General features: G+C 65.6%; 15 protein-coding genes. 6 read left to right on the top strand and 9 right to left on the bottom strand.

Features of this window, described 5'->3' with window-relative positions; translation table 11 throughout:
- Positions 1–2: 2 nt before the first annotated feature.
- Both mfd and J7I79_RS09445 read right to left on the bottom strand, forming a co-directional pair.
- Complete coding sequence (gene mfd / locus J7I79_RS09450; protein ID WP_214952596.1) at positions 3–3,656, bottom strand: transcription-repair coupling factor; 3,654 nt, start codon at positions 3,654–3,656, stop codon at positions 3–5.
- A gap of 111 nt (positions 3,657–3,767) precedes the next feature.
- Entirely contained in the window at positions 3,768–4,562 is a 795-nt protein-coding gene (locus tag J7I79_RS09445; protein ID WP_251042601.1) for a BTAD domain-containing putative transcriptional regulator, read from the bottom strand.
- Positions 4,563–4,801: 239 nt separating this feature from the next.
- On the opposite strand from J7I79_RS09445, the gene J7I79_RS09440 reads away from it, so the two are divergent.
- From J7I79_RS09440 to J7I79_RS09430, 3 genes are all read left to right on the top strand, one after another.
- The gene (locus J7I79_RS09440) at positions 4,802–6,241 is read left to right on the top strand and encodes an SDR family oxidoreductase (protein WP_214952594.1); all 1,440 of its coding nucleotides are present in this window, start codon (positions 4,802–4,804) and stop codon (positions 6,239–6,241) included.
- A gap of 68 nt (positions 6,242–6,309) precedes the next feature.
- A complete protein-coding gene (locus J7I79_RS09435; RefSeq protein WP_214952592.1) occupies positions 6,310–6,807 on the top strand; it encodes a DUF2505 domain-containing protein in 498 nt (165 codons plus the stop codon).
- Between the two features lie 4 nt (positions 6,808–6,811).
- Positions 6,812–7,033, top strand: coding sequence for an SCO4848 family membrane protein (locus J7I79_RS09430; protein WP_214952590.1), 222 nt, complete (start codon positions 6,812–6,814; stop codon positions 7,031–7,033).
- Positions 7,034–7,399: 366 nt separating this feature from the next.
- Here the strand turns inward: J7I79_RS09430 and J7I79_RS09425 are convergent, their stop codons facing one another.
- Entirely contained in the window at positions 7,400–7,537 is a 138-nt protein-coding gene (locus tag J7I79_RS09425; RefSeq protein WP_214952588.1) for a hypothetical protein, read from the bottom strand.
- Positions 7,538–7,734: 197 nt separating this feature from the next.
- Here J7I79_RS09425 and J7I79_RS09420 point away from each other — a divergent pair, with 197 nt between their 5' ends.
- Complete coding sequence (locus J7I79_RS09420; RefSeq protein ID WP_011691098.1) at positions 7,735–7,959, top strand: helix-turn-helix domain-containing protein; 225 nt, start codon at positions 7,735–7,737, stop codon at positions 7,957–7,959.
- On the opposite strand, the gene sufU is transcribed toward J7I79_RS09420, so the two are convergent.
- From sufU to J7I79_RS09405, 3 genes are all read right to left on the bottom strand, one after another.
- Positions 7,956–8,441, bottom strand: a complete 486-nt coding sequence (sufU, locus tag J7I79_RS09415; protein WP_214952586.1) for a Fe-S cluster assembly sulfur transfer protein SufU — start codon at positions 8,439–8,441, stop codon at positions 7,956–7,958. The two genes, J7I79_RS09420 and sufU, sit on opposite strands and share 4 nt — an antisense overlap.
- Entirely contained in the window at positions 8,438–9,769 is a 1,332-nt protein-coding gene (locus J7I79_RS09410) for a SufS family cysteine desulfurase (RefSeq protein WP_214952584.1), read from the bottom strand. Before J7I79_RS09410 ends, sufU begins: the two co-directional genes overlap by 4 nt.
- 125 nt (positions 9,770–9,894) lie before the next feature.
- The gene (locus tag J7I79_RS09405) at positions 9,895–12,498 is read right to left on the bottom strand and encodes a helix-turn-helix transcriptional regulator (protein ID WP_214952582.1); all 2,604 of its coding nucleotides are present in this window, start codon (positions 12,496–12,498) and stop codon (positions 9,895–9,897) included.
- A 404-nt stretch (positions 12,499–12,902) separates the two neighbouring features.
- Here J7I79_RS09405 and J7I79_RS09400 point away from each other — a divergent pair, with 404 nt between their 5' ends.
- Positions 12,903–13,940 (top strand): hypothetical protein, encoded by a 1,038-nt coding sequence (locus J7I79_RS09400; RefSeq protein ID WP_251042600.1) that lies wholly within the window; start codon positions 12,903–12,905, stop codon positions 13,938–13,940.
- A gap of 104 nt (positions 13,941–14,044) precedes the next feature.
- Here the strand turns inward: J7I79_RS09400 and J7I79_RS09395 are convergent, their stop codons facing one another.
- The 3 genes from J7I79_RS09395 to J7I79_RS09385 form a co-directional block, all read right to left on the bottom strand.
- Positions 14,045–15,490 carry a glycosyltransferase family 2 protein gene (locus J7I79_RS09395; protein WP_214952579.1) on the bottom strand — a complete coding sequence of 482 codons (1,446 nt, stop codon included), beginning with the start codon at positions 15,488–15,490 and terminating at the stop codon, positions 14,045–14,047.
- A complete protein-coding gene (locus tag J7I79_RS09390; protein ID WP_251042618.1) occupies positions 15,487–17,283 on the bottom strand; it encodes a polysaccharide deacetylase family protein in 1,797 nt (598 codons plus the stop codon). The genes J7I79_RS09395 and J7I79_RS09390 overlap by 4 nt, the downstream gene beginning before the upstream one ends.
- Positions 17,284–17,443: 160 nt before the next feature.
- Entirely contained in the window at positions 17,444–18,892 is a 1,449-nt protein-coding gene (locus J7I79_RS09385; RefSeq protein WP_214952574.1) for a polysaccharide deacetylase family protein, read from the bottom strand.
- Positions 18,893–19,481: 589 nt separating this feature from the next.
- On the opposite strand from J7I79_RS09385, the gene J7I79_RS09380 reads away from it, so the two are divergent.
- A complete protein-coding gene (locus tag J7I79_RS09380) occupies positions 19,482–20,657 on the top strand; it encodes a chitinase (protein ID WP_214952572.1) in 1,176 nt (391 codons plus the stop codon).
- Positions 20,658–20,661: the final 4 nt, after the last annotated feature.

Raw genomic sequence — 20,661 nt, 5'->3', positions numbered from 1 at the left:
CTTTATTTCACCGCTAGCGGCGCGTCGGAGAAAATGTTCCGGATCACTCCGTTGGCCCACTCCAGGATCTCGGCGTCCTGCAGGTCCCGGCCACCGATTTTGGCGGTCTTTGGCTTGGGGATGAGCACCGCATCGAGGGCAGGCTTGGACTGCGCTCCGGGATACATGCGATTGAGCCGCATGGTCTTCGATTCGGGCAGCTGCGCCGGTGAGAACTTGATGAAGTTTCCCTGCAGGGCGACGTCGGACAGCCCGGCTTCGCGGGCTCCCACGCGGAAGCGGGCGACGGCGATCAGGTTCTGGGCGGGCAGCGGCGGTTCGCCATAACGGTCCACGAGTTCGGCCAGGACCTCGTCGATGGCCTCGTTCGTGAGGGCGGCAGCCAGTTTGCGGTAGGCCTCGAGGCGCAGCCGTTCCCCTGGCACGTAGTCGTGCGGCAGGTGGGCGTTGACTGGCAGTTCGATCTTCATCTCGGCGGCCTTTTCCTCGGCCTCGCCGCGGAAGTCTGCCACGGCCTCGCCCACGAGGCGGATGTAGAGGTCGAAGCCCACACCCTGGATGTGGCCCGACTGTTCGCCGCCGAGCAGGTTGCCGGCCCCGCGGATCTCCAGGTCCTTCATGGCCAGCTGCATGCCCGCGCCCAGTTCGTTGTGGGCGGCCACGGCTTTGAGCCGTTCCAGCGCCACCTCGCCCAGGGGCTTTTCCGCCGGGTACAGGAAGTACGCGTAGGCGCGTTCGCGGCCGCGGCCCACGCGTCCGCGCAGCTGGTGGAGCTGGGAGAGCCCGTATTTGTCCGCGCCGTCCACGATCAGGGTGTTGGCGTTGGAAATGTCCAGGCCGGTTTCGATGATGGTGGTGCACACCAGGACGTCGAAGCGCTTCTCCCAGAAGTCCACGATGATCTGCTCGAGGCGGCTTTCGGACATCTGCCCGTGCGCCACCTCCACGCGGGCCTCCGGTACCAGTTCCCGGATCTTCGCTGCGGTGCGGTCGATCGTTGACACCCGGTTGTGGACGAAGAACACCTGGCCTTCGCGCATCAGTTCGCGGCGGATCGCCGCGGAGGTCTGCTTGTCCGTGTAGGGGCCCACGTAGGTCAGGACGGGGTGCCGTTCCTCCGGCGGAGTGGCCAGCGTGGAAGTCTCGCGGATCCCGGTCAAGGACATTTCCAGGGTGCGCGGGATCGGGGTGGCGCTCATGGCCAGCACGTCCACGTTGGTGCGCATCTTCTTGAGCGCCTCTTTGTGTTCGACGCCGAAGCGCTGCTCCTCGTCCACGATCACCAGGCCGAGGTCCTTGAAGCCGAAGTCCTTGGACAGCAGCCGGTGTGTGCCGATCACAACGTCCACGGAACCGCTCTTGACGCCGTCGGCGGTTTCCTTGGCCTCCTTGCCGCTCTGGAAGCGGGACAGCGGCTTGACCACCAGCGGGAAGCCGGAGAACCGTTCGGTGAACGTCTCGTAGTGCTGCTGGGCGAGCAGCGTCGTGGGCACCAGCACGGCGACCTGTTTGCCGTCCTGGACGGCTTTGAACGCGGCGCGGACGGCGATCTCGGTTTTGCCGTAGCCGACGTCGCCGGAGATCAGCCGGTCCATAGGGATCTCGCGCTCCATGTCGGCCTTGACCTCATTGATGGTGGTCAGCTGGTCCGGGGTCTCCACGTACGGGAAGGCCTCCTCCAGTTCCCGCTGCCACGGGGTGTCCGGGCCGAAGGCGTAGCCGCGCGAGGCCATCCGGGCCGAGTAGAGCCGGATCAGCTCGCCGGCGATCTCCTTGACCGCCTTTCGGGCCTTGGACTTGGTGCTGGCCCAGTCCGCGCCGCCCATCTTGCTCAGTGCCGGGGTGTCCCCGCCGACGTACCGGGTGACCTGGTCCAGCTGGTCGGTGGGCACAAAGAGCCGGTCGCCCGGGGCTCCGCGCTTGGACGGGGCATATTCCAGGACCAGGTATTCGCGCACCCCGTCTCCTCCACCGGCCACCCGGCGCTGGATCAGCTCCACGAACCGGCCAATGCCGTGCTGTTCGTGCACCACGGAGTCCCCGGCCACGAGCTGTAGCGGGTCCACGGCGTTCCGCCGCTTGGACGGCATGCGGCGCATGTCCTTTGTGGAACCGGCGGACGTGCGCCCCAGCAGGTCCGCTTCCGTCAGCAGGCCGAGTTTGAGACCGTCCAGGACAAAACCGCGTCCGACGGCGGCGGTGGTCACCTCGATGATGCCGGCCTGGGGTTCGTCAATCAGCGAGTCCACCCGGGCACACGGGATGTCGGCGTCGTGGAAAAGTTCGGCCAGGCGCTGCGCCGGGCCGGGGCCCTCCGTGGCAACCACGATGCGCCACTGGTCCCGGACGTGCGAGCCGATGAACTCCATCATCTCCGCCACGTCGCCCTGGTAGCCGCGGGGCTCCCGGGCGTGCAGGTTGAGCACGTTGATGTCCGGTGTCAGCTCTTCGTCAGTGGCCAGTGATGTGATGGACCACCACGAGACTTCCTGGCCGAGGGCGGAGCTGCGGGTTTCAGTCAGCGAGCGGAAGCTGGCCGAATGCAGCGCTTCGGACGCCGCGGAACTCAAATCAAGGGGTGCCGTGCCGCCGTCGGACGCCGTGGACCACGCCGCCTCGAGGAACTCCTCGTTGGTGGCTGCGAGGTCATGGGCGCGGGTGCGGACCTTCTCCGGTTCGATCACCACGGAGATGGACCCGGCGGGCAGCTGTTCCACGAAGGGGACCATGGAATCCACCAGGACGGGGGCCAGCGATTCCATGCCTTCCACCGTGATGCCGCCGGCGATCTTCTCCAGCATGTCGGCAGCGGCGGGCAGCTGGGCCTTCAGCGTCGCGGCGCGGGACATCACGGCTGGGGTGATCAGGATTTCGCGGCACGGCGGGGCATGCAGTTCGGTGGGGTGGTGCAGGCCGGGCGAGGAGAGGGACCGCTGGTCGGCGACGGCAAACCAGCGCATCTGGTCCACCTCGTCACCGAAGAACTCCACCCGGACCGGGTGGTCCTCGGTGGGCGGGAACACGTCCAGGATGCCGCCGCGGACCGCGAACTCGCCGCGGTGCGTCACCATGTCCACACGGGCGTAGGCAGCGTCAGCGAGGCTGCGCACCACGTCGCTGAAAGGGACCTCCTGGCCAACCCGCAGCGTGACGGGAACCAGTTCGCCCAGTCCGGCCACGATCGGCTGGACCACCGCCCGGACGGGAGCCACCACCACGCGCAGCGGCCCGCCGGAGGCTGTCTCGGGGTGTGCCAGCCTGCGCAGTACGGACAGGCGGCGGCCCACGGTGTCCGAGCGCGGGGACAGCCGCTCGTGCGGAAGGGTTTCCCAGCTGGGGAATTCAGCCACCGAATCGGCCGGCAGGTAGGCCCGCAGGGCCGCGGTAAGGTCTTCTGCTTCGCGTCCGGTGGCGGTGACGGCCAGCACCAGGGGCGCCCCGCCGTCGTCGTGGGTTCCGTCCGGCGCACCGAGCGCCGCCAGGCCGTCGGACATTTCCGCCAGCAGGGCCGCCCGCAGGCCGGCCGGCGCGCTGATCTGGTAGTCCTCGCTGCGGGATCCAAAGCTCCGGGACGCTTCAGCCTGCACACGGGCGAAGGTCTGGTCTCCGGCGAGCGCGCGGCGCAGGCCTGTGAGTGACGGGCCGTTGAGGCTCATGGCAGAAACTCCTGAATGATCACGGGAAAGCAGGCAACACGAAGACCCGAAATTCGCGAGAATCCCGGGTCTTCCCAGCCTACCGCGACCGCGGGCTTCAGGCAGCGGACGTCAGACCGCGGCCCGCGCCCTCTGGAGGAATGAGTCAACGATGCGCCCGGCGTGTTCGCGGGTGAGCCCGGCCTCGGCGGCGAACCCGGGTGGCTGCCTGCGGCCGCTCAGGGTCTCCCCCAGGTACAGCAGCGCGGCCATGACTTCCGACAGCTCCACATCTGCCTCCGCGCGCTGGCGCAGGAGCCTTAGGTGCGCGGCCTGCAGCGCCGGGCCCGGAGCGCAGCCGAGGTCACGGTCAAAGATCCGCCGGCAGCGCGCGTAGGCGGCCAGGCCTTCGGCAGGCAGTCCGGCCAGTTCGTAGGCCGTCACCAGCACTGTCCATGCCCGCTCGTTGAGGGGGTCGGACGCCACGGCGGCCCGTGCCAGGCGGACCGATTCGGTGGGCCTGTTGAGCAGGGCGGCTGTTTCGGCGGCGTGGATCTGGGCAGCCACGCGCTCGGCCAGATGCCGGGTCCTCGCCTCATCGGCCCAGTCCGCGGCCAGTTCTGAGCCCAGGAGCGGATCGGCAGATAATTCCAGCGCGTCGGCCAGCAGCGCGTACGCCTCCTCGGGCGAGGCGTGAGAGGCGTTCCTGACCAGCTGGCGGAATTTGGAGAGGTCCAGGTCCACCAGCTCCGGATCCAGGAGGTAGCCTCCGTTGGCGGTGCGGAGCGGGCCGTTCTTGGTGTTGCCCGGCTGGATCGCGCGGCGAATGCCGCTGACGTAGCTTTCCAGGGTTGCGACGGTTCCGCCCCCGGCGCTGGAGCCCCAAAGAATGTCGATTATCCGGCTCTTGGAGACGGGATTGCCCAAATTCAGCAGCAATATCTCGAGAAAGTGCCGTCCTGTGTATGCAGCATGCCGTCCCCCTTTCGGGACTTGCGATGTTTAGCCATGACCTTTTTCCTCCATCGGGTTCATACCGGCTCCCCCTCAACGTGGTTGCTCGGTTCAATGGATGGCCCCAGCATTGATTAGCGGCCTTTGGAAAAACTTGGATTGCTAAGCTGGCTTTCTATCGATGCTTTCCAGGAACGTTCCGAGGAGATCCAATGAACGGCACCCCCAAAACCGTGCTTGTCACCGGTGCCACCGGCTATATCGGCGGGCGGCTTGTTCCCCGGCTCCTCGAGGCCGGGCACACGGTGAAAGTCGTCGTGCGGACTCCGGCCAAGATCGCCGGCGTGCCGTGGCTGGAGCAGGTTGAAGTCATTCCCGGCAGCCTCGACGACGGCGACGTGCTCCGCGCAGCGCTGGACGGCGTCGACGTGCTCTACTACCTGGTCCACTCGATGGCGGCAGGCGCCGGGTTCGAGGCCAAGGAGAAGACCATGGCCGGGACCGCCGCAAAGGCCGCAGCTGACGCGGGCGTAGCGCGAATCGTCTATCTCGGCGGCCTGCACCCGGAAGGCGCCGAACTCTCAACGCACATGCGGTCCCGGGAAGCTGTCGGCAAGGTCTTCCTCACGGGTCCGGTGGATGCGGTCGTGTTCCAGGCGGGCGTCGTGATCGGATCAGGGTCGGCGTCCTTCGAAATGATCCGGCACCTCTCAGAGACGCTCCCCCTCATGCCGGCGCCCAGCTGGGTGCGGAACCGGATTGAGGCCATTGCGGTCCGGGACGTGCTGCACTACCTCGTCGCCGCGGCATCCCTGGAAGGGCCCATCAACCGCACCTTCGACATCGGTTGCCGCCAGGTGCTCTCATACGCGGGAATGATGAAGGAGTACGCCGCCGAGGCGGGACTGCCGCACCGCGTGGTGCTGGCGCTGCCCATTCCCGCGCCCAAACTCGCCGGCATGTGGGTGGCCCTGACCACGCCCATCCCGCTGTCCATGTCCTTGCCGCTGGTCCAGTCGCTCCAACACGACGCCGTGTCAAGGGAGCACGACATCGACAAGTACATCCCGTTGCCGGAAGGCGGCCTGACCCCGTACCGGCGCGCCGTCGCGCTCGCCCTCAGCAAGGAACGCGACGCCCAGGTGGAGACCACCTGGGCCAGCGCGGGCGCGGACGCCGACCCGCTGCCGAGCGACCCGGACTGGGCCGGGCACCGCGTGTTCGTCGACGAACGGAGCTATAGCAGCGCGGTGGACCCCAAGTATGTCTGGACCATCATCGAGGGCATCGGTGGCCGCAACGGCTGGTACTCCCTGCCGCTGGCGTGGCGGGTCCGTGGATGGCTGGACAAACTGACCGGCGGTGCCGGTCTGCTTCGCGGCCGACGGCACCCGCACCTGCTTGCCGAGGGCGAGGTGGTGGACTGGTGGCGTGCCGAGATGCGCGCGCCGGGCCGTGCCTGGCTGGAGCTGTCGGTGGAACCTGACGGCACCGGCAGCCGGTACCGTCAGCGCGCCATCTTCTTCCCGAAGGGCCTCAGCGGCCGGCTGTACTGGCTCGCCGTGCTCCCGTTCCACAGCGTCATCTTTCCGGCGATGTCACACAACATCACGGCCGCGGCGCAAAAGCTGGAGGCGGCCGAATCGGAGTAGGCGGGGCGCGCAACGTAGGATGTGTGAGGCAAAAACCATGGCCCATACCCCCAACCTATGGAGGAACAATGGCACTGAGTGCTTCCACCACCCTGCCGCACAGCGTCGATCGCGTAGCGGCGGTATTCGCCAATGAAGATTTCCAGCGCCACACCAGTGAACTGGTTGGCGGAACCCTTGAATCGTTCAAGGTCGACGGCGATGTCGCCGGCGCTTTCAGCACCACTTCGGTGCGCACCCTGCCCACCACCCGGCTGCCGGAGATTGCTCGGAAGTTCGTGGGCGACAGCCTCACCGTGACCCAGCTTGAGACCTGGGAAGCCCCCGCCGCGGACGGCTCGCGGCGGAGCAACATCAGCCTGAAGATTTCCGGTGCACCGCTGGACGTTAGCGCTGTGCAGCGGCTCATCGCCGAGGGCGGCAGCACCCGTGTAGAGCTCGAAGGCACCGTTACGTCCTCGGTCCCGTTCCTCGGCGGCAAAATCGCCGATGCTGCCGAGCCCATGGTGGGCAAGGCACTGAACATCCAGTCGCAGCAGGCGCAGGCCTGGCTGGAAAGCCACTAATCCCGTGCATCTCCCGGTAGCTCTTGCCTGGATCCTGATCATTGCCGGCATCTGGTCCCTGGTGGTCTGGCCCCAGTTCCTCCGCCGCGTGATGAAGGATCGGCGGGCCCGTGACGCAGCAGGCAAGGCCACAAAGTTCCTTACCGTGCACGTGGTCCTGGTGTCCGTCTCCATGGTGCTCGGTGCCGCCACAGCGGCTATCGGCATCGCCGGCCTGGGCACCTAGCCTGCTCATCGGCCAGGCGGACTTAGGGATCGCCTGGCCGCCCGGGCACTCGAGTACTCCGCGCGGAAAATGGAGTAGGCGGGGGCATAAGTGAGGTGGACAACACGCTGTTATCTGATCGTGATAAGCCATAGATTTTCTGCTATGGATGCGAACGATATGGAACGGGTTTGGCACGGCAGCCACCGTAAAAACGACCGCAGAAATTGGTCGTTATATTTCGGCCTTACACTATTGGGGCTTATCGCGTGGGTAATTCTTGTATTTCCCCACTAATCTTCAAATTTCCACTGCACAATCAAAACTCCGGTTGGTCCCCACCTGCCGGAGTTTTGTTTGCCGTGCCTGATTTCCCGCCCTGCGGCGCTACCGGACAAAGTCCGAGTAGCCGGCAACGATGGTCAGTACCGTAAGTACCACCAGCGCTATAACGCACACAATTTCCGCCCTGCGAATCCTGTGCTGCGTCTGCCGCCATTCAGCGTCGTCCTGGATATCAGCCATATTTAGAGGCTACGGGGAAGCCCCGGACGCCACTAGAGTAGTCACTACTTGTCTTTTTCCCCATTGCCGTGCGCTCTTCACATCAAGCTCACCATGCCATAAAGTAGCGGTAAGATCGGCGATCGGCTCAGCGACGTTTATCTCAGGATTCAAGTACGTCCTCAGGATTGAACTACGTCCCAGGAGAGCTGAGCACAGTGGCCGCTGAAGGTTTTTCCAATACCCGTTTCCTCACAGTTTCCGAGGTCGCAGAAGTCATGCGCCTTTCCCGGATGACCGTGTACCGGCTCGTCAAGGCGCATGATCTGCCGGCGGTCCGGTTCGGCCGGTCCTACCGGGTCCCCGAGCATGCCATCGAGGACTACGTCCAGCACCACTCCACGCTCGCGGATGACGAGCACCCGGAGGCCGGGAAGACCTAGCGGCTGGTGGATACGGCCTGCCGCAAGGCGTCCTCGGCAGCCACCCACGCCAGCATGGCGCACTTGACCCTGGCCGGATATTTCGCCACGCCCGCCAGGGCCGCCGCATCACCCAGGATTGCCTCGTCCGGCTCCAACCGGCCGCGTGAGCGCATGAGCTCCCTGAAATGACCGATCATTTCGTCCAGTTCCGCCGGCGACGCGCCTTCGGATAATTCGCTCAGTATTGAGGCCGAGGCCATTGAGATGGCACAGCCGTCTCCGTGCCAGTGGATGCCTTTCACCGTCGGCTGCGCTCCGGCCGCCTCCAGCTCAAGGCGCAGCGTTATTTCATCGCCGCAGACCGGATTGAGCTGATGGCATTGCCCCACCCCCGCCTGCTCAGGTATGGCCGCGGCTTCGTCAGCCGTCAGGTCTGACCCGCTGCGGGTCTTTGCGTGCTCCAGGATCAGTTGCTGGTACATCGCGTCCAATGCGCTCATTTGGACTCCCCCGCGCTTCCTGCACCGAAGTAGGGCCGGACCTGTGCCACGGCCTCGAGCAGGAGGTCCACTTCATCGGCGGTGTTGTACAGGTACGTGCTCGCCCGGGTGGTGGCGGTCAGGCCCAGCCGGCGGTGGAGCGGCTGCGCGCAGTGGTGCCCCACACGGACGGCGATGCCCATGCTGTCCAGGTACTGTCCGACGTCGTGCGCGTGCACGCCGGCAACGTCAAAGGCCGCCAGGCCGAGCCGTTCCACGCCTGGCCCCGGCCCCACGACGCGGACTCCGTCGATGGCGCTCAGCCCGCGGACCAGCCGCTGGCCCAGCGAGGCTTCCCAGCCCGCGATACGTTCCATGCCGGTTTCACGCAGGTAGTTCGCGGCGGCGGCGAGCGCCACAGCCTGCGAAATGGGCTGCGTGCCGGCCTCGAACCGCTGCGGCGCAGGGAGGTATTCTGCTTTTTCCATCGTCACAGTCGTGATCATGGAGCCTCCGGTGAGGAACGGAGGCATGGCGTTCAGCAGTTCCCGCCTGCCGTAGACACCGCCGATGCCCGTGGGGGCCAGCATCTTGTGGCCGGAGAAAACGGCGAAATCGACGTCCAGGGCCTTGAAGTCCAAGGGCAGGTGCGGCGCGGACTGGCAGGCGTCCAGCACCACCAGGGCGCCGACTTCCCGGGCCAGCCGTACCAGCTCGGATACCGGGTTGATGGTTCCGAGGACATTCGACGCATGCGTGAAGGCAAGGATCCTGGTGCGTCCGGTAACAAGCCGGGACGCCTCGTCAAGCCGCAACGCGCCGTCGTCGTCGATGGGGATGAACTTCAGCGTGGCTCCGGTGCGCCGGCAGAGCTCCTGCCACGGAATCAGGTTGGCGTGGTGTTCCATTTCCGTCACCACCACCTCGTCCCCCGGGCCGAGGGCGAAACGGCGGGCGTCGGCCCCAACGGTGCCGATGCTGGCATTGGAGAAGGCGTACGCGAGGAGATTGAGCCCGGCAGTGGCATTGGCAGTCCAGACAAGCTCGTCCTCCGCGGCCCCCACAAAGCCGGCCACTGTGGCCCGGGCGTCCTCGAACGCGTCGGTGGCTTGGACGGCCAGATGGTGGGCTCCGCGGTGCACCGCGGCATTCCTCAGTTCGTAGAACTCCTGCTCGGCTTCGAGCACGCTGCGGGGGTTCTGTGAGGTGGCGCCGGAATCCAGGTAAACGAGGGGCCTGCCGTTGACTTCCTGATCCAGGACCGGGAAGTCGTTGCGGATGCGCAGGACCTCGACTTCACTTAACGCGACGTGGGTGTCTGCGGTAGCGGGAGTGGAAACCATGACCAAACTGGAGCTCCTTGATAGGCAAGACCTGCCGACAGCTCACTGCAACGGCGAGGCACACCGCTTGGGTCCGCGGTGCTACTCCTCAATTGTCCCACTATTGACCGGCACGGATTCCGGGCCCGGCATCACCGCCCTGCCCCGTCCAGGCTCTTCCACAATTCAGCGAGCTCCTGGCGGCGGGAAACCCCAAGCTTGCCGTAGATCCTCTGCAGGTGCGCGTTTACCGTGTTCACGGCTATCCCGAGTTCCGCCGCGACCCGTGCGCTGCCCAAGCCCGAGACAACAAGTACAGCCACTTCACGCTCCCGCTGTGAAAGCTTGGCCGGATCGGCCACGGCCAGCCGGTTCTTCGCGGATCCGCCGGACCGCGTTGCGCCGGGCACGGATTGGCCGGACAGTGTTTCGCCGGAGACCGGCCCACTGTTCCCGTCACTCGACCACCGCCATTCGGCAGCCCCGTCGCCGGGTTGTTCACTTCCCTGCTTCTCAGGCCGTGCCGTTACGCCGAGATTCAGGAGTTCAAAAGCCCTGCGGCCCCTGCCACCGCCGCCCGGCGCCTTGGCCGGTTTCCGGAGCGTCCTCGGGGGCGGACCTGCGGCGCCGGTAACGGCCGGCCGTGCCACGGACGCGTAGGTTTCAGCGAGCTTGGCCGCGACGTCGCCGTCGGCGGACCGGCCGCCCACCGGCGAAGCCGCGGGGCCCGGCGCCTGCGCCAGATCCCAGGCCAGCCACTCGGCGGTGGCCTGCGCGCCAAGCGTGAGGGCCAGCAGGTCATCCGGGTCACCGGATATTCCGCCACCTGCCCCCTGCGCGCGTACGGCTGCACGGCTGGCGGTTGCATTCCGGCAAAACATCATGGCCCGGAAAAGTTGCAGCGGCCCTCCGGGGTAGCTCATCCATTTGGTGCCGGCACGTTCGTCCGCAGCCCCGGCGCCGGGAGCCTGCCCCAGACTCGTGAGATTGGAGGCGTGGATGGTGAGCACCGTCGAGTGGAAATCAACGCTGCACCGCGGCAGCCGCTCCACCGCGTTGAGCGCCCGGGTGGAAAGCGCGACGGCGTCAGCGGACTTTCCCCGCACGGACAGTCCCTGGGAGGCCAGCGCCAGCAGCAGGATACCGGCGTGGGTTCCCGGTGCATCGTCATGACCTGCGTGCCCGCTTTCGCAGAAACCGTCGGGACAGAGGCGGTGGAACAGCTCGCCGCCCGGACTTGGCCAGTTCCCCTCCCGTGACTCCAGGAACAGCTGCAGGACGTCCAGCTCATCCTGGACGGCGTTCTGGTAGGTATCGGCGGCCGAATCACCAACCGACGCGGCGGCCGCAAGGCTCAGGCGCCGCCTTGCCCCGTCCAGCACGGCGTTGAGCGCATCGCGGCCAGGATTCATCGGCATCAACGCCTGCAGGAGCAGTGACACCGCGCGGGCGAACTCTATGCTGAGCACGGCCGGCGTCGTTTCCACGAGGCTCCTCAGCAACTCCGCGCTCTTGCCGTACTGTCGGGAATGGAACAGGGCCCGGGCAGCCTCCGTCTGTGCCATCAGCTGGAGCTCGGGCGCTTTGACGGTTTCGGCCGCCCGCAGCGCCCGCTCACTGTCATAAAGGTTGTTCGCAGTGGTGGCCACGGCCAGGAGATCCAGGTCTGGAACAGCCCACCCGGCATCCAGTGCCGCCTCCACCCGGCGCAGGAGATCCCATAGCGGTTCCTCCCCCGGGCGACCGGAATGTGCGGAGGCTGTGTCCTGCATCTCCAACGGCTTCGTCTTACCGGGAAAATGCCGGGCCGCGCTGGCCTCAGCCTCGTGGTTGAGGGTGACGTCCGCTCCGCCGTTGCTCCTGATCTGAAGACGGATCACATGGCGCTGCTCCAAGGCGGCCAGGGCTTCCGCCGGCACCACCCGGGCAAGGACGGATAGAGGAGCCGGATCAGCAGCCGCCAGGAATTCGACCACCTGGCGCTGGACCGGCGGAAGGGCCTCAATCCGCCGTCGGGCCAGGTCAAATTGACGTGCTTCCCCGGGCCCCAGCGGACGGACCATGGCGCAGCTGCCGTCCTGCTCCACTATCTGGCCGCCCGCCAAGGCTTCCTCGACAAGCCAGCTGGCCGTTAACGCGTTGGCGCCGGAGGCGGCGTGGATGTCGCGCACCAGGCCGCGGTCGGGCCGGGCCGGCAAGCGGTGCTCAAGGAAGGTCCGGAGCTGCTCCAGCGTCAGTTCCTCCAGGGTCACGACGGACAACTGCCGGGCCACCACAGATTCCATCAGTTCCATCTGGAGTTGCCGGTCTGAACGGTGGCTTGCCAGCATCTTGATGTCCGGTTCCGAGAGAAGCTGGTTCAGGACCCACAGCGAGGAACCGTCCAGGTGGTCCACGTTGTCCAGGACCATCAGGATGCCGGTTGCTCCGGGATCCTGGCTCCGCAGTGCATCGCGGCAGGCCCCGGTAATGGTCAGCGGCGACACCTTGGCCCCTGCCGGCAGGCCCGGCACCAACACACTGCCGATGCCGAACTTCATCCGGCGGCAGGATTCGGGAATGTTGTGGGCAACAACGGTTAGCTGTCCGGAGAGCGCCTCGGCGGCGGCCGCAAGGAACCTGGTCCGGCCCGAGCCGGCAGCCCCTGTAACGATGACTCCTGAACTCACGGAGCCGGAGAGCGCGCCGATTGCCGCCCGCAGTTCGGCCTCCCGAATGACCCGGGGGAAAGATGAATTTCCTGCCCAAACGTCCATGGTGCGTCGATTCCTTTGCCGCGGAGCGTGAAGTTCCGGACCGCCCCCAACCCACCTGCCGGCATTAGCAAGTCCTACGCTACCTAGCTACTGTTTGCGCTGGCGTGAGTAGTGACTACTCGAATATCCCGGACCGCCTCGCGCAGGCCCGTTCAGGCTACTCACGGGCATCCGTGTAAAGTGGGGCGGGTGTTAACGGTCTCCACGGGTCTCCTGACGGTCCTGCTGGCTGCTTCTGGGGAGTAAGCGGCGCAGCTGGTTTTCACACCAGCAATGATTCTTAGGCGCGGCCACGGCTGCGCCAATCTGGCGGTCATGACCCGTACTTGGCGTGCCCTTTAGCGGCACCTGCCAGCCTTGTTAATGTCCCCAAACAGATATGTATCCCAATAAAAATGAAACACATGACCACCCCCATCATGGCTGTGTTGATCCTCCTTGTCGGAGTATTGACCTCCGGCTGCGCCGCCGAATCGGCGCCCAGCCCGTCGGCCTCCACCAGTCCTTCATCGGCCAGCGCAGAGGCAGCGCCGGCAACACCGAAGGCCTCACCGTCACCTAGTTCGGCCCCGGCTGCAGCCCAGGTCGAGGAACCTGCACCCGCTGCGGTTCCCGCCCCGGAAGCAGCTCCTGCCACCGTGGCAGTGGCAGCCGCCGAACCCGCGGCCGCACCGGCCGCCAGCAAATACCCGCTGCACACGAATATCGTGAGCACCACTTTCTGGGTGGGCGAAATCTTCAACGCGAACCTTGCCGACGGTTCCCAGGTCTGCTCGACGTACAACGGCCAGTGGGCCTTCCAGCACACCGGGATCAACGCCGGCACCACGCCCGGTTCGGCCTCCGGCTGCCCCGGCAGCATTTACGGCGGTTGCGACGGCGTGAGCTCCGGTTCCGGTAGCTCATTCGCCTGCGCCACGGAAGCCCGCGACGCCTCCAACGGGTACTTCCCCAAGAACCAGCCCACGCCGCTGGAGAACCCGTTCTACCTCGACCTGCCCTACGACGACATCAATGACAGCGTCGCGTTCCAGCAGCGCTGCCAGGTCATTCCGTGGGCTGCCGCGGACAATGCGGCCACCGGTGTTGACCACTGTGCGGACGGCAACTACTCCTACATGAAGAACCACTGGGTGCAGATGACCGGGCCCAACGGCAACGTCTGCTACGGACAGATCGAAGATGCCGGTCCTTCCAGCGGTTCCGAATACCATGATGCCAACTACGTCTTCGGCGCAGCCGAGGCCCGCCCGGCCAACACCGACTTCTCCGCCGACGGCACTCAAGGCGCGGGAATGGATGTTTCTCCCGCCCTGAACGGCTGCCTCGGCTTTGCCGAGCTGGACGGCAGCGGCGATCACGTCTCGTGGCGGTTTGTTGACCGCGCCGCTGTCCCGGCCGGTCCGTGGCTGAACGTGGAAACCACCTCCGGAGTGAGCTGATAACCGCAACATCGCGCTGGACCCTGAGGCGCCCCTCCCGCTGGACCACAGTGTCCTGCGGGAGGGGCGCTTTTCGTTTCCGCGCCCGGGGTCCGGTGACGGCGCTAGTGGGTGATTCCCGCGCCCGCCGTGGCTTCCTCCAGCTCGAGGGCCTCCCCCTGGACACGCCTCAACGGGCTGACCCACACGCCCGATGAGGCCCCCGAGAACGCCCGCGGCAGCACCATCAGGCAGATGACCGAGTCGAGGATCCGCATGAACGGAAAGAACGGCGCCATCAGCAGGATCCCCGGCCGGCGGAGTGCCAGTGCCGCGATGACAGTCAGCAGGAAATCCGGGAGGAAGACCCCCAGGATGACGTCCTGCGGACGCATGAGTCCGGACAGGTACAGGAAGGATTCGCCGTTCTCGCCGAATGCCTGTACCTGCATGGCCGCCACGAGCGACAGCAGGAAGACCGGAATCAGCAACACAAAGAACATGCAGCTAATGACGAGTTCGATGATGTAGAACACCAGCACGAACCAGAATTTTCCGGCCTGCAGCCGGTGCCGGCGCACCGTCTGCCAGAAGCCGAGGATCCAACGCCGGACCTGCCTGGTGTAGTCCTGCAGGTTGTCCGGATCCTGCGTATAGGCCACGGCAGCTGAGGGGTGGAAAGCGATCCGGCCCAGCTTCTTGGCATGGATCTCAAACGTCATGTTGAAGTCCTCGATGACCAGCCCGGGTGCCAGCACCTTGATTTTCGCGAGTGCATTTGTCCGGTACATGCTGGCGAAGCCGGGCACGATCGAAACGACGTTTGCTCCCCTGGCCGCCTGGCCGTATTTGAGCAGCAGCTGCACCACAATGTAGAGCCGTTCCCGATAGGCCACCAGGAAACGGCCGAGCACCGTAGGTGCCGGCGGGGTCATGATGGATTTGGCGCGGCCGGCCACGGCAACCACGTCCCGGTCAATGAACAGCGGCAACCCGGTTTCGAGGTAGTCAGGGTTGGGCCTGGTGTCTGCGTCAAGTAGCATCACCACTTTGAACTTCCGGCACAGTTCGAAGTGGGCGATCCCGGCGGCAAGCGCACCGGCCTTGCCCCTGTTCGGTTCGAGTTCCAGCACTTTGACTCCGGCCGCTCGGGCAATGGCAGCAGTGTCGTCCGTGGACATATCCGAGATCACATGGATGTTCCTGAGCGGCACCAGCACCGAGGCGGCCCGGATGGTCTCCCTGATGACCAGGGCTTCGTTGTGGGCGGCAATCAGCACCGCAACATTCGCCGGCAGGATCCTTGGGTCCCTGGCACGGTGGCGGCCATGCTCCCGTTGCAGCTCCCCGCGGTGCGTCCTTGGCGCCGGCAACGCGTGGACGCCGTGAATGCCGGACCCAATCCGGTTGGCCAGCTGCCATCGCTGCAGGAGCCCGAGGACGCGCCCGCTCAGTGGGGGTCCCAGCGTCACCCGTCGGATGTACTGCTCGTTGGCCAGCCGCAGCAGCCCAACGAGTGACCAGAAGATGGTGCTGATTCCCAGGACAAGGACAACGTAGACGGCTATCACAGTGACGGCGCTCCAATCGTGTCGTACATGGCATAGTCATCCGTAGTCAGGGTGCCGTTCCTGAAAAGGCTCAGCCCGAAGCTGATCGCGGTTGCGCCGGCGGGCAACGCCGGGGTGGTGAAGCTCGCCTGGGTGTAGGAGCCGGCCGCGGCGAACCATGGACTGGACGTCCAGTAGGTCCAGGTTCCAGCAGAGTTCCGGTAGTACACGGCGAACTGCGTCACCGCCGTGGAGGTATACCAGGCGCGCAGCGAATACGTATGGCCGGCGACGGCGGCCGGCGCGCACGATCCGGAGTCCAGGGTCGGCAGGAGTTTAGCGTCACCGTCCACGTAGTTGCTCACCGCGAGGCGTTCCGCCTTTGTCCCGGTCCTGGCCGTGGCGACGGTGCTGAAGGACGCGGTGTTCGAACCGTACCCGGCGGTTTGCCAGCACTGTGGCGTCGAACCGGCGCCCGCCGTTTCAAGGCTGGCGTTCTGCACCAGGTTCGTACCGGCCGGCGCTGGCGGCGGCGGTGGCGGGGACGACGCAACGTCGTTCATTTCGTAGTCGTCGGTGGTGAGGGTTCCGTTGCTGAACAGGTTGAGTCCGAAGCTGATGCCGCTCGCTCCCGAAGGCAGCGCGGGCGTGGTCCAGCTGGCCTTTTGGTACGTAGTGGCGGGCCCGAACCACGGACTCGAGGTCCAATAGACCCAGTATCCAAGGCCGGTCCGGTAGTAGAGGGCGAACTGGGTGTTGGTAGTGGACTTGTACCAGGCGCCCAGCGTATACGTGTGCCCGGACGTTGCTGTCGGCGAGCATCCGCCGAGGTCCAGGGACGGCAGCCACTTCGCGTCGCCGTCGACGTAGCCGGTCACCACCAGGCGCTCTGCCCGTGACCCCGTCCGTCCGGGGCTCACCGTGGTGAACGTGTGGGAATTCGTCCCATAGCTTCCTGCCTGCCAGCATTGGGGCACGCCGTTGACCATGGTCTCAAGGCTCGGATTCTTCACGAGATTACCGCTCGATGGTGTCGGGGGCAATGCCGGGCCGGAGACGGCCGCCTTCACGGTTCCGCCGATGACCTGGTCCACCGTCTTGACAGTTGTTGTGGCCGGCCGGGTTTTTAGCCAGGAAGCGAGCTGAGTGAAGAGCGCGGGACTAATGCTGAGCGGGCCGGGTGTGGACGATATGTGGTGAAAAGTAAATTGGACCCACCCACCCACACTTTCAGCTCTGGTAACGCTGTTTTGAAAATCAGCCAATGTCCACGGGCTATCCACTTGATCCAATGCCGCGGTCCGGAATGGATTTTGGGGAGGAACGGTTTCCGCAAAAGCACACCCCGAACATCCAAAGCGGGATTGAATGTCTCCGAGCGCACGTGCGCTGTTATAGCCACAGTTTTTCACTGTGGTCTGCACGGCAGGAGTAACCGCGCTGAAAGGATAGGCGAAACTCGTCACCCTGAATCCCCAGTTGGTCAGATTTACCCTGTCGTTGCAGACCTGACGCGTGACCTCGTCTGCAGGCAGGGTGGTGAGATCTGCGTGGGTCACAGTGTGGCCGCCGATTTCGTGGCCGCTGGCCGCGAGGCCCTGGAGATCCGCAAGCGTCATGTAGCCGGCATTGTTGACATTTCCTGAAGGAACGAAGAACGTCCCGTCGATGCCGTAGTTGTTCATTATCTGGGCAGCGCTCAGCTGATCCGCATTGCCGTCGTCGAACGTCAACGACACTACGGTGGGCGCCGCCGCCTGGGCCGGGACGGCCAGCACGGCCAGGCCGGAGACGGCCAGGGCCACGATGCCCATGGCCGTCACGGCCGTTCGCGCCCATATTCGCAATCTGTGCCGCACGACATCCACGTCAGTCTGGCCTACTATTCGCCCGGAAGTCTTTAACCTCATGGGAATCGACTCGATTCTATTTTTCGAGCCCGTGGAAGCCTCTGCGCTGGCAACGGGCGGGGCATTACGGGGCGACCGGCGTCCCCGTGTCTAACATCTCGTAGTCATCTGTAGCCAGCTCCCCGTCGCTGAACAGATTCAGTCCAAAGCTGATGCCGACGGCGTCTGCCGGCACCGGTGGTGCGGTCCACTCAGCCTGCCGGTAGGCAGAGCTGGCAGGAAACCATGGGCTGGCTGTCCAATAGGTCCAGGTGCCAACCTTGTTGCGGTAATACAACTCGAACTGCGTGGATGCCGTGGACGTGTACCACGCCCGCAGGGTGTAGCTGTGGCCGGGAACGGCGCTCGGCGCGCAGGCCCCCAGGTCAAGGACAGGCAGCAGTTTCGCGTCACCGGATGCGTAGCCGGTGACATCCAGCCGGCGTGCGATGCCCCCACTGTGTCCGGGGGTCAATGTACTCAGGACGTGTGAATTCTCGCCATATGAGGACACCTGCCAGCACTCCGGCAGTCCGTATTTCCCTGCTGTCTCCAGCCCGGGGTTCCGCAGCGCGTTGACGCCCGGCGGTGCAGGCGGAGCAGCGGGCCCGGCGACGGCGGGCTTTGCCCCTCCTCCGATAACGTCGTGGACGGTGCGGATGGCGGTGGTGCCCTCGTCGGTGCGGGTAGCCAGCCAGGAAACGAAGTCGCTGAACAGCGCCGGACTGACGGACCGCGGGCTGCCGCTGTCATCGATGTCGAAAAAGCTCAGCTGCAGCCAGCCTCCCGCCGTTTCCGCTTGCATGACTGCCTGCTGCAGGTCATTGATGGTCCAGGCAGAACCGACTTCCGGCGTCGACCTGGTGCTGAAGACGTCGGCCGGCCGCACCGTTTCGGACACGGCGCAATCCGCGCAGCCCAGGCTGCTACGGACATCACCCTGGCTGCGCGCACTGTTGTATCCGCATCCTGCCACCGTTGCCTCGGCCTCCGGTGACTTTGCGGCAAAAGGATAGGCGAACGAGGTCACTTTAAAACCCCAGTCGGTCAGGTTCGTACGGTCATTGCAGACCTGCCGCTTGGCCTCGTCAGGATCCAGCGCCGTCAGGTCAGCAAGGGTTGCGGTGTGGCCGCCGATCTCGTTTCCGTCGGCAGCCAGGGCGTGGAGATCCTCCACTGTCATGTAGTCCTTTGCCCCCACGAAGCCTGAGTTGACGAAGAACGTCGCCCGCAATCCGTTGCTTTTCAGGACCTGGGCGGCGGCCAACTGGCTGGCCCTCCCGCCGTCGAAAGTCAGAGTGACGGTGGTCAGCGCAAGGCTGGTGTCCACGGGTGCCGAAAAATTCTTCAGTGGCCCCGGTGCATTGCCGGCCGGAGCCGGGCCGTTGTTCGGCGCCAGGGCGGCGGACCCCGTGAAGAGGGCAAGCGCCGCCAGCGACGAAACTGCCCAGAGCGTTGCCCGCTTTCGCTGCCTCGTCAACCCGGACCGGAGCGGATCGCCCTGACCCCCCAATGGTTCCAGCCGTTGCCTCATGACAGATATCCCCTCTTACATCCGTGTTGCCCGGCCGCAAGAGGATCCCCCCAGGCCGCAGTGATTCATCGATTGACACCCCGAAGGGGTCGGTGACGACTGGGGGGAAGCCTTGGTCTCAAAGGCTTGTTCGCCACCGACCCCCGATCATGGGCCCCGGGCCTGTGCGCCAGGGCTGGCTGCCTCACGGCAGCGGTGTCGGCAAGAGCGGGAGAGAAAGTCATAGCCAGTACCGATGGCCGGGGCAATCCTGCCGCCTTGACCACGAACTGCCGTTCAGGGGCACGGTTGCGGGCTTCCGCCCGCAATTGTGCGTCCATTCCCATTTTGAGACCCGATTCTCCCCCGGAACTCTGTATCTATCCGACATCCAAAGCCTATTAAGGAGAGTGTTCGGCGGCACGAGTGGTGCCTACCCGTCTTTCCGTCCGGCAGGTGCCGGGCAGGCACAGTGCCACTCGTCCGCTACCCGGATTGATACTCGATGTACGCCTGACAACACCCGTGTTGGCTGGCGGTCAGACAGCGTCGGTAGGCAGGCCGTGGTGAAATGGTGTCTAAGCACACCAAAGGGGGGCGTGGGATCCATATGACAGCACTTAGCCGCGGCTCGGATCCGGCCGCCAACGCGCAGGCGGAGCCCGCACCGCCGCCAGGTTCGGGCGGCCCGCGCTCCCGCCAACGGCTGCGGCCACGGCTTCGCCGGCCGTCAACCCCCCTGACGGCGGCGGTTGCCGTAACCACCATCCTGGCCTGCGTCATCTTCTTTTGGACCTGGCGGTCCGGCTTGGCCACAGGCGCCGCACAGCCGACGTGGTTCGCCGGGTATGTGGACGTCACCGTGTCGCCTCCCTACGCTTTTGAAGAGCCCTCCGGGCCGGCCAGCACGGACGTGGTACTGGCGTTCCTTGTAGCGTCCCCCCAGGACTCCTGCGTGGCCAGCTGGGGCGCCGGCTACGGCCTCGAAGAGGCAGGTACGGCCCTGCGCCTGGACAAACGGATTTCCGTGCTTCGGTCCCGGGGAGGGTCTGTCTCGGTGTCGTTTGGCGGTTCCCTGAACCGTGAACTGGCCACCGCGTGCCAGGACGAGGCCAAGCTCCGCACTGCCTACCGGGACGTTGTTGAACGCTACGAGCCTTCGTTCATCGACTTCGACCTGGAAGGCGCCGATCTCCTTGACCAGGCCGCCAGCGAGCGCCGCGCCAAGGCGGTGGCCTCCCTGCAAGGGGACCGCAATGCGTCGGGACAAAGGCTCGCCGTCTGGCTGACGCTGCCGGCTTCCCCGCGTGGACTTACCGATGCCGGCATAGGCGCCGTGGAGCAGATGCTCCAGGCAGGCGTCCAGCTGTCCGGGGTCAACATCATGACCATGAACTACGGTGCCAGCCGCAGCAGTTCCCAGGGGATGTTGGAGGCCGCCACAGCAGCGGCAGCCGCCACCCACGACCAGTTGGGCATCGTCTACCAGCGCGCGGGCGTCAACCTTAGCCGCGAACAGGTCTGGAAAAAGATCGGGCTCACCCCCATGATCGGGCGCAATGACCTGCCCGGCGAGATCTTCGAATTGGACGCGGCCCGGGGCCTAAAAGACTATGGGGTGGGGCTGGGTGTGCAGCGACTGTCGATGTGGTCGCTCAACCGCGATGCTCCCTGCCCTTCCAATGATCAGGGGCAGGACGCGTCCTTCACCTGCAGCGGCGTGGACCAGGGCACGACGCGCTTCGCCGATCTCCTGGGATCCGGGCTCCCTGGCAGGATGGGCTGAGCGT

The organism is Arthrobacter sp. ISL-69 (assembly GCF_018613775.1).
Taxonomy (GTDB): Bacteria; Actinomycetota; Actinomycetes; order Actinomycetales; family Micrococcaceae; genus Arthrobacter.
Note: the sequence above shows the minus strand (reverse complement) of the source record. Positions and strands in the feature narration are given on the sequence as shown.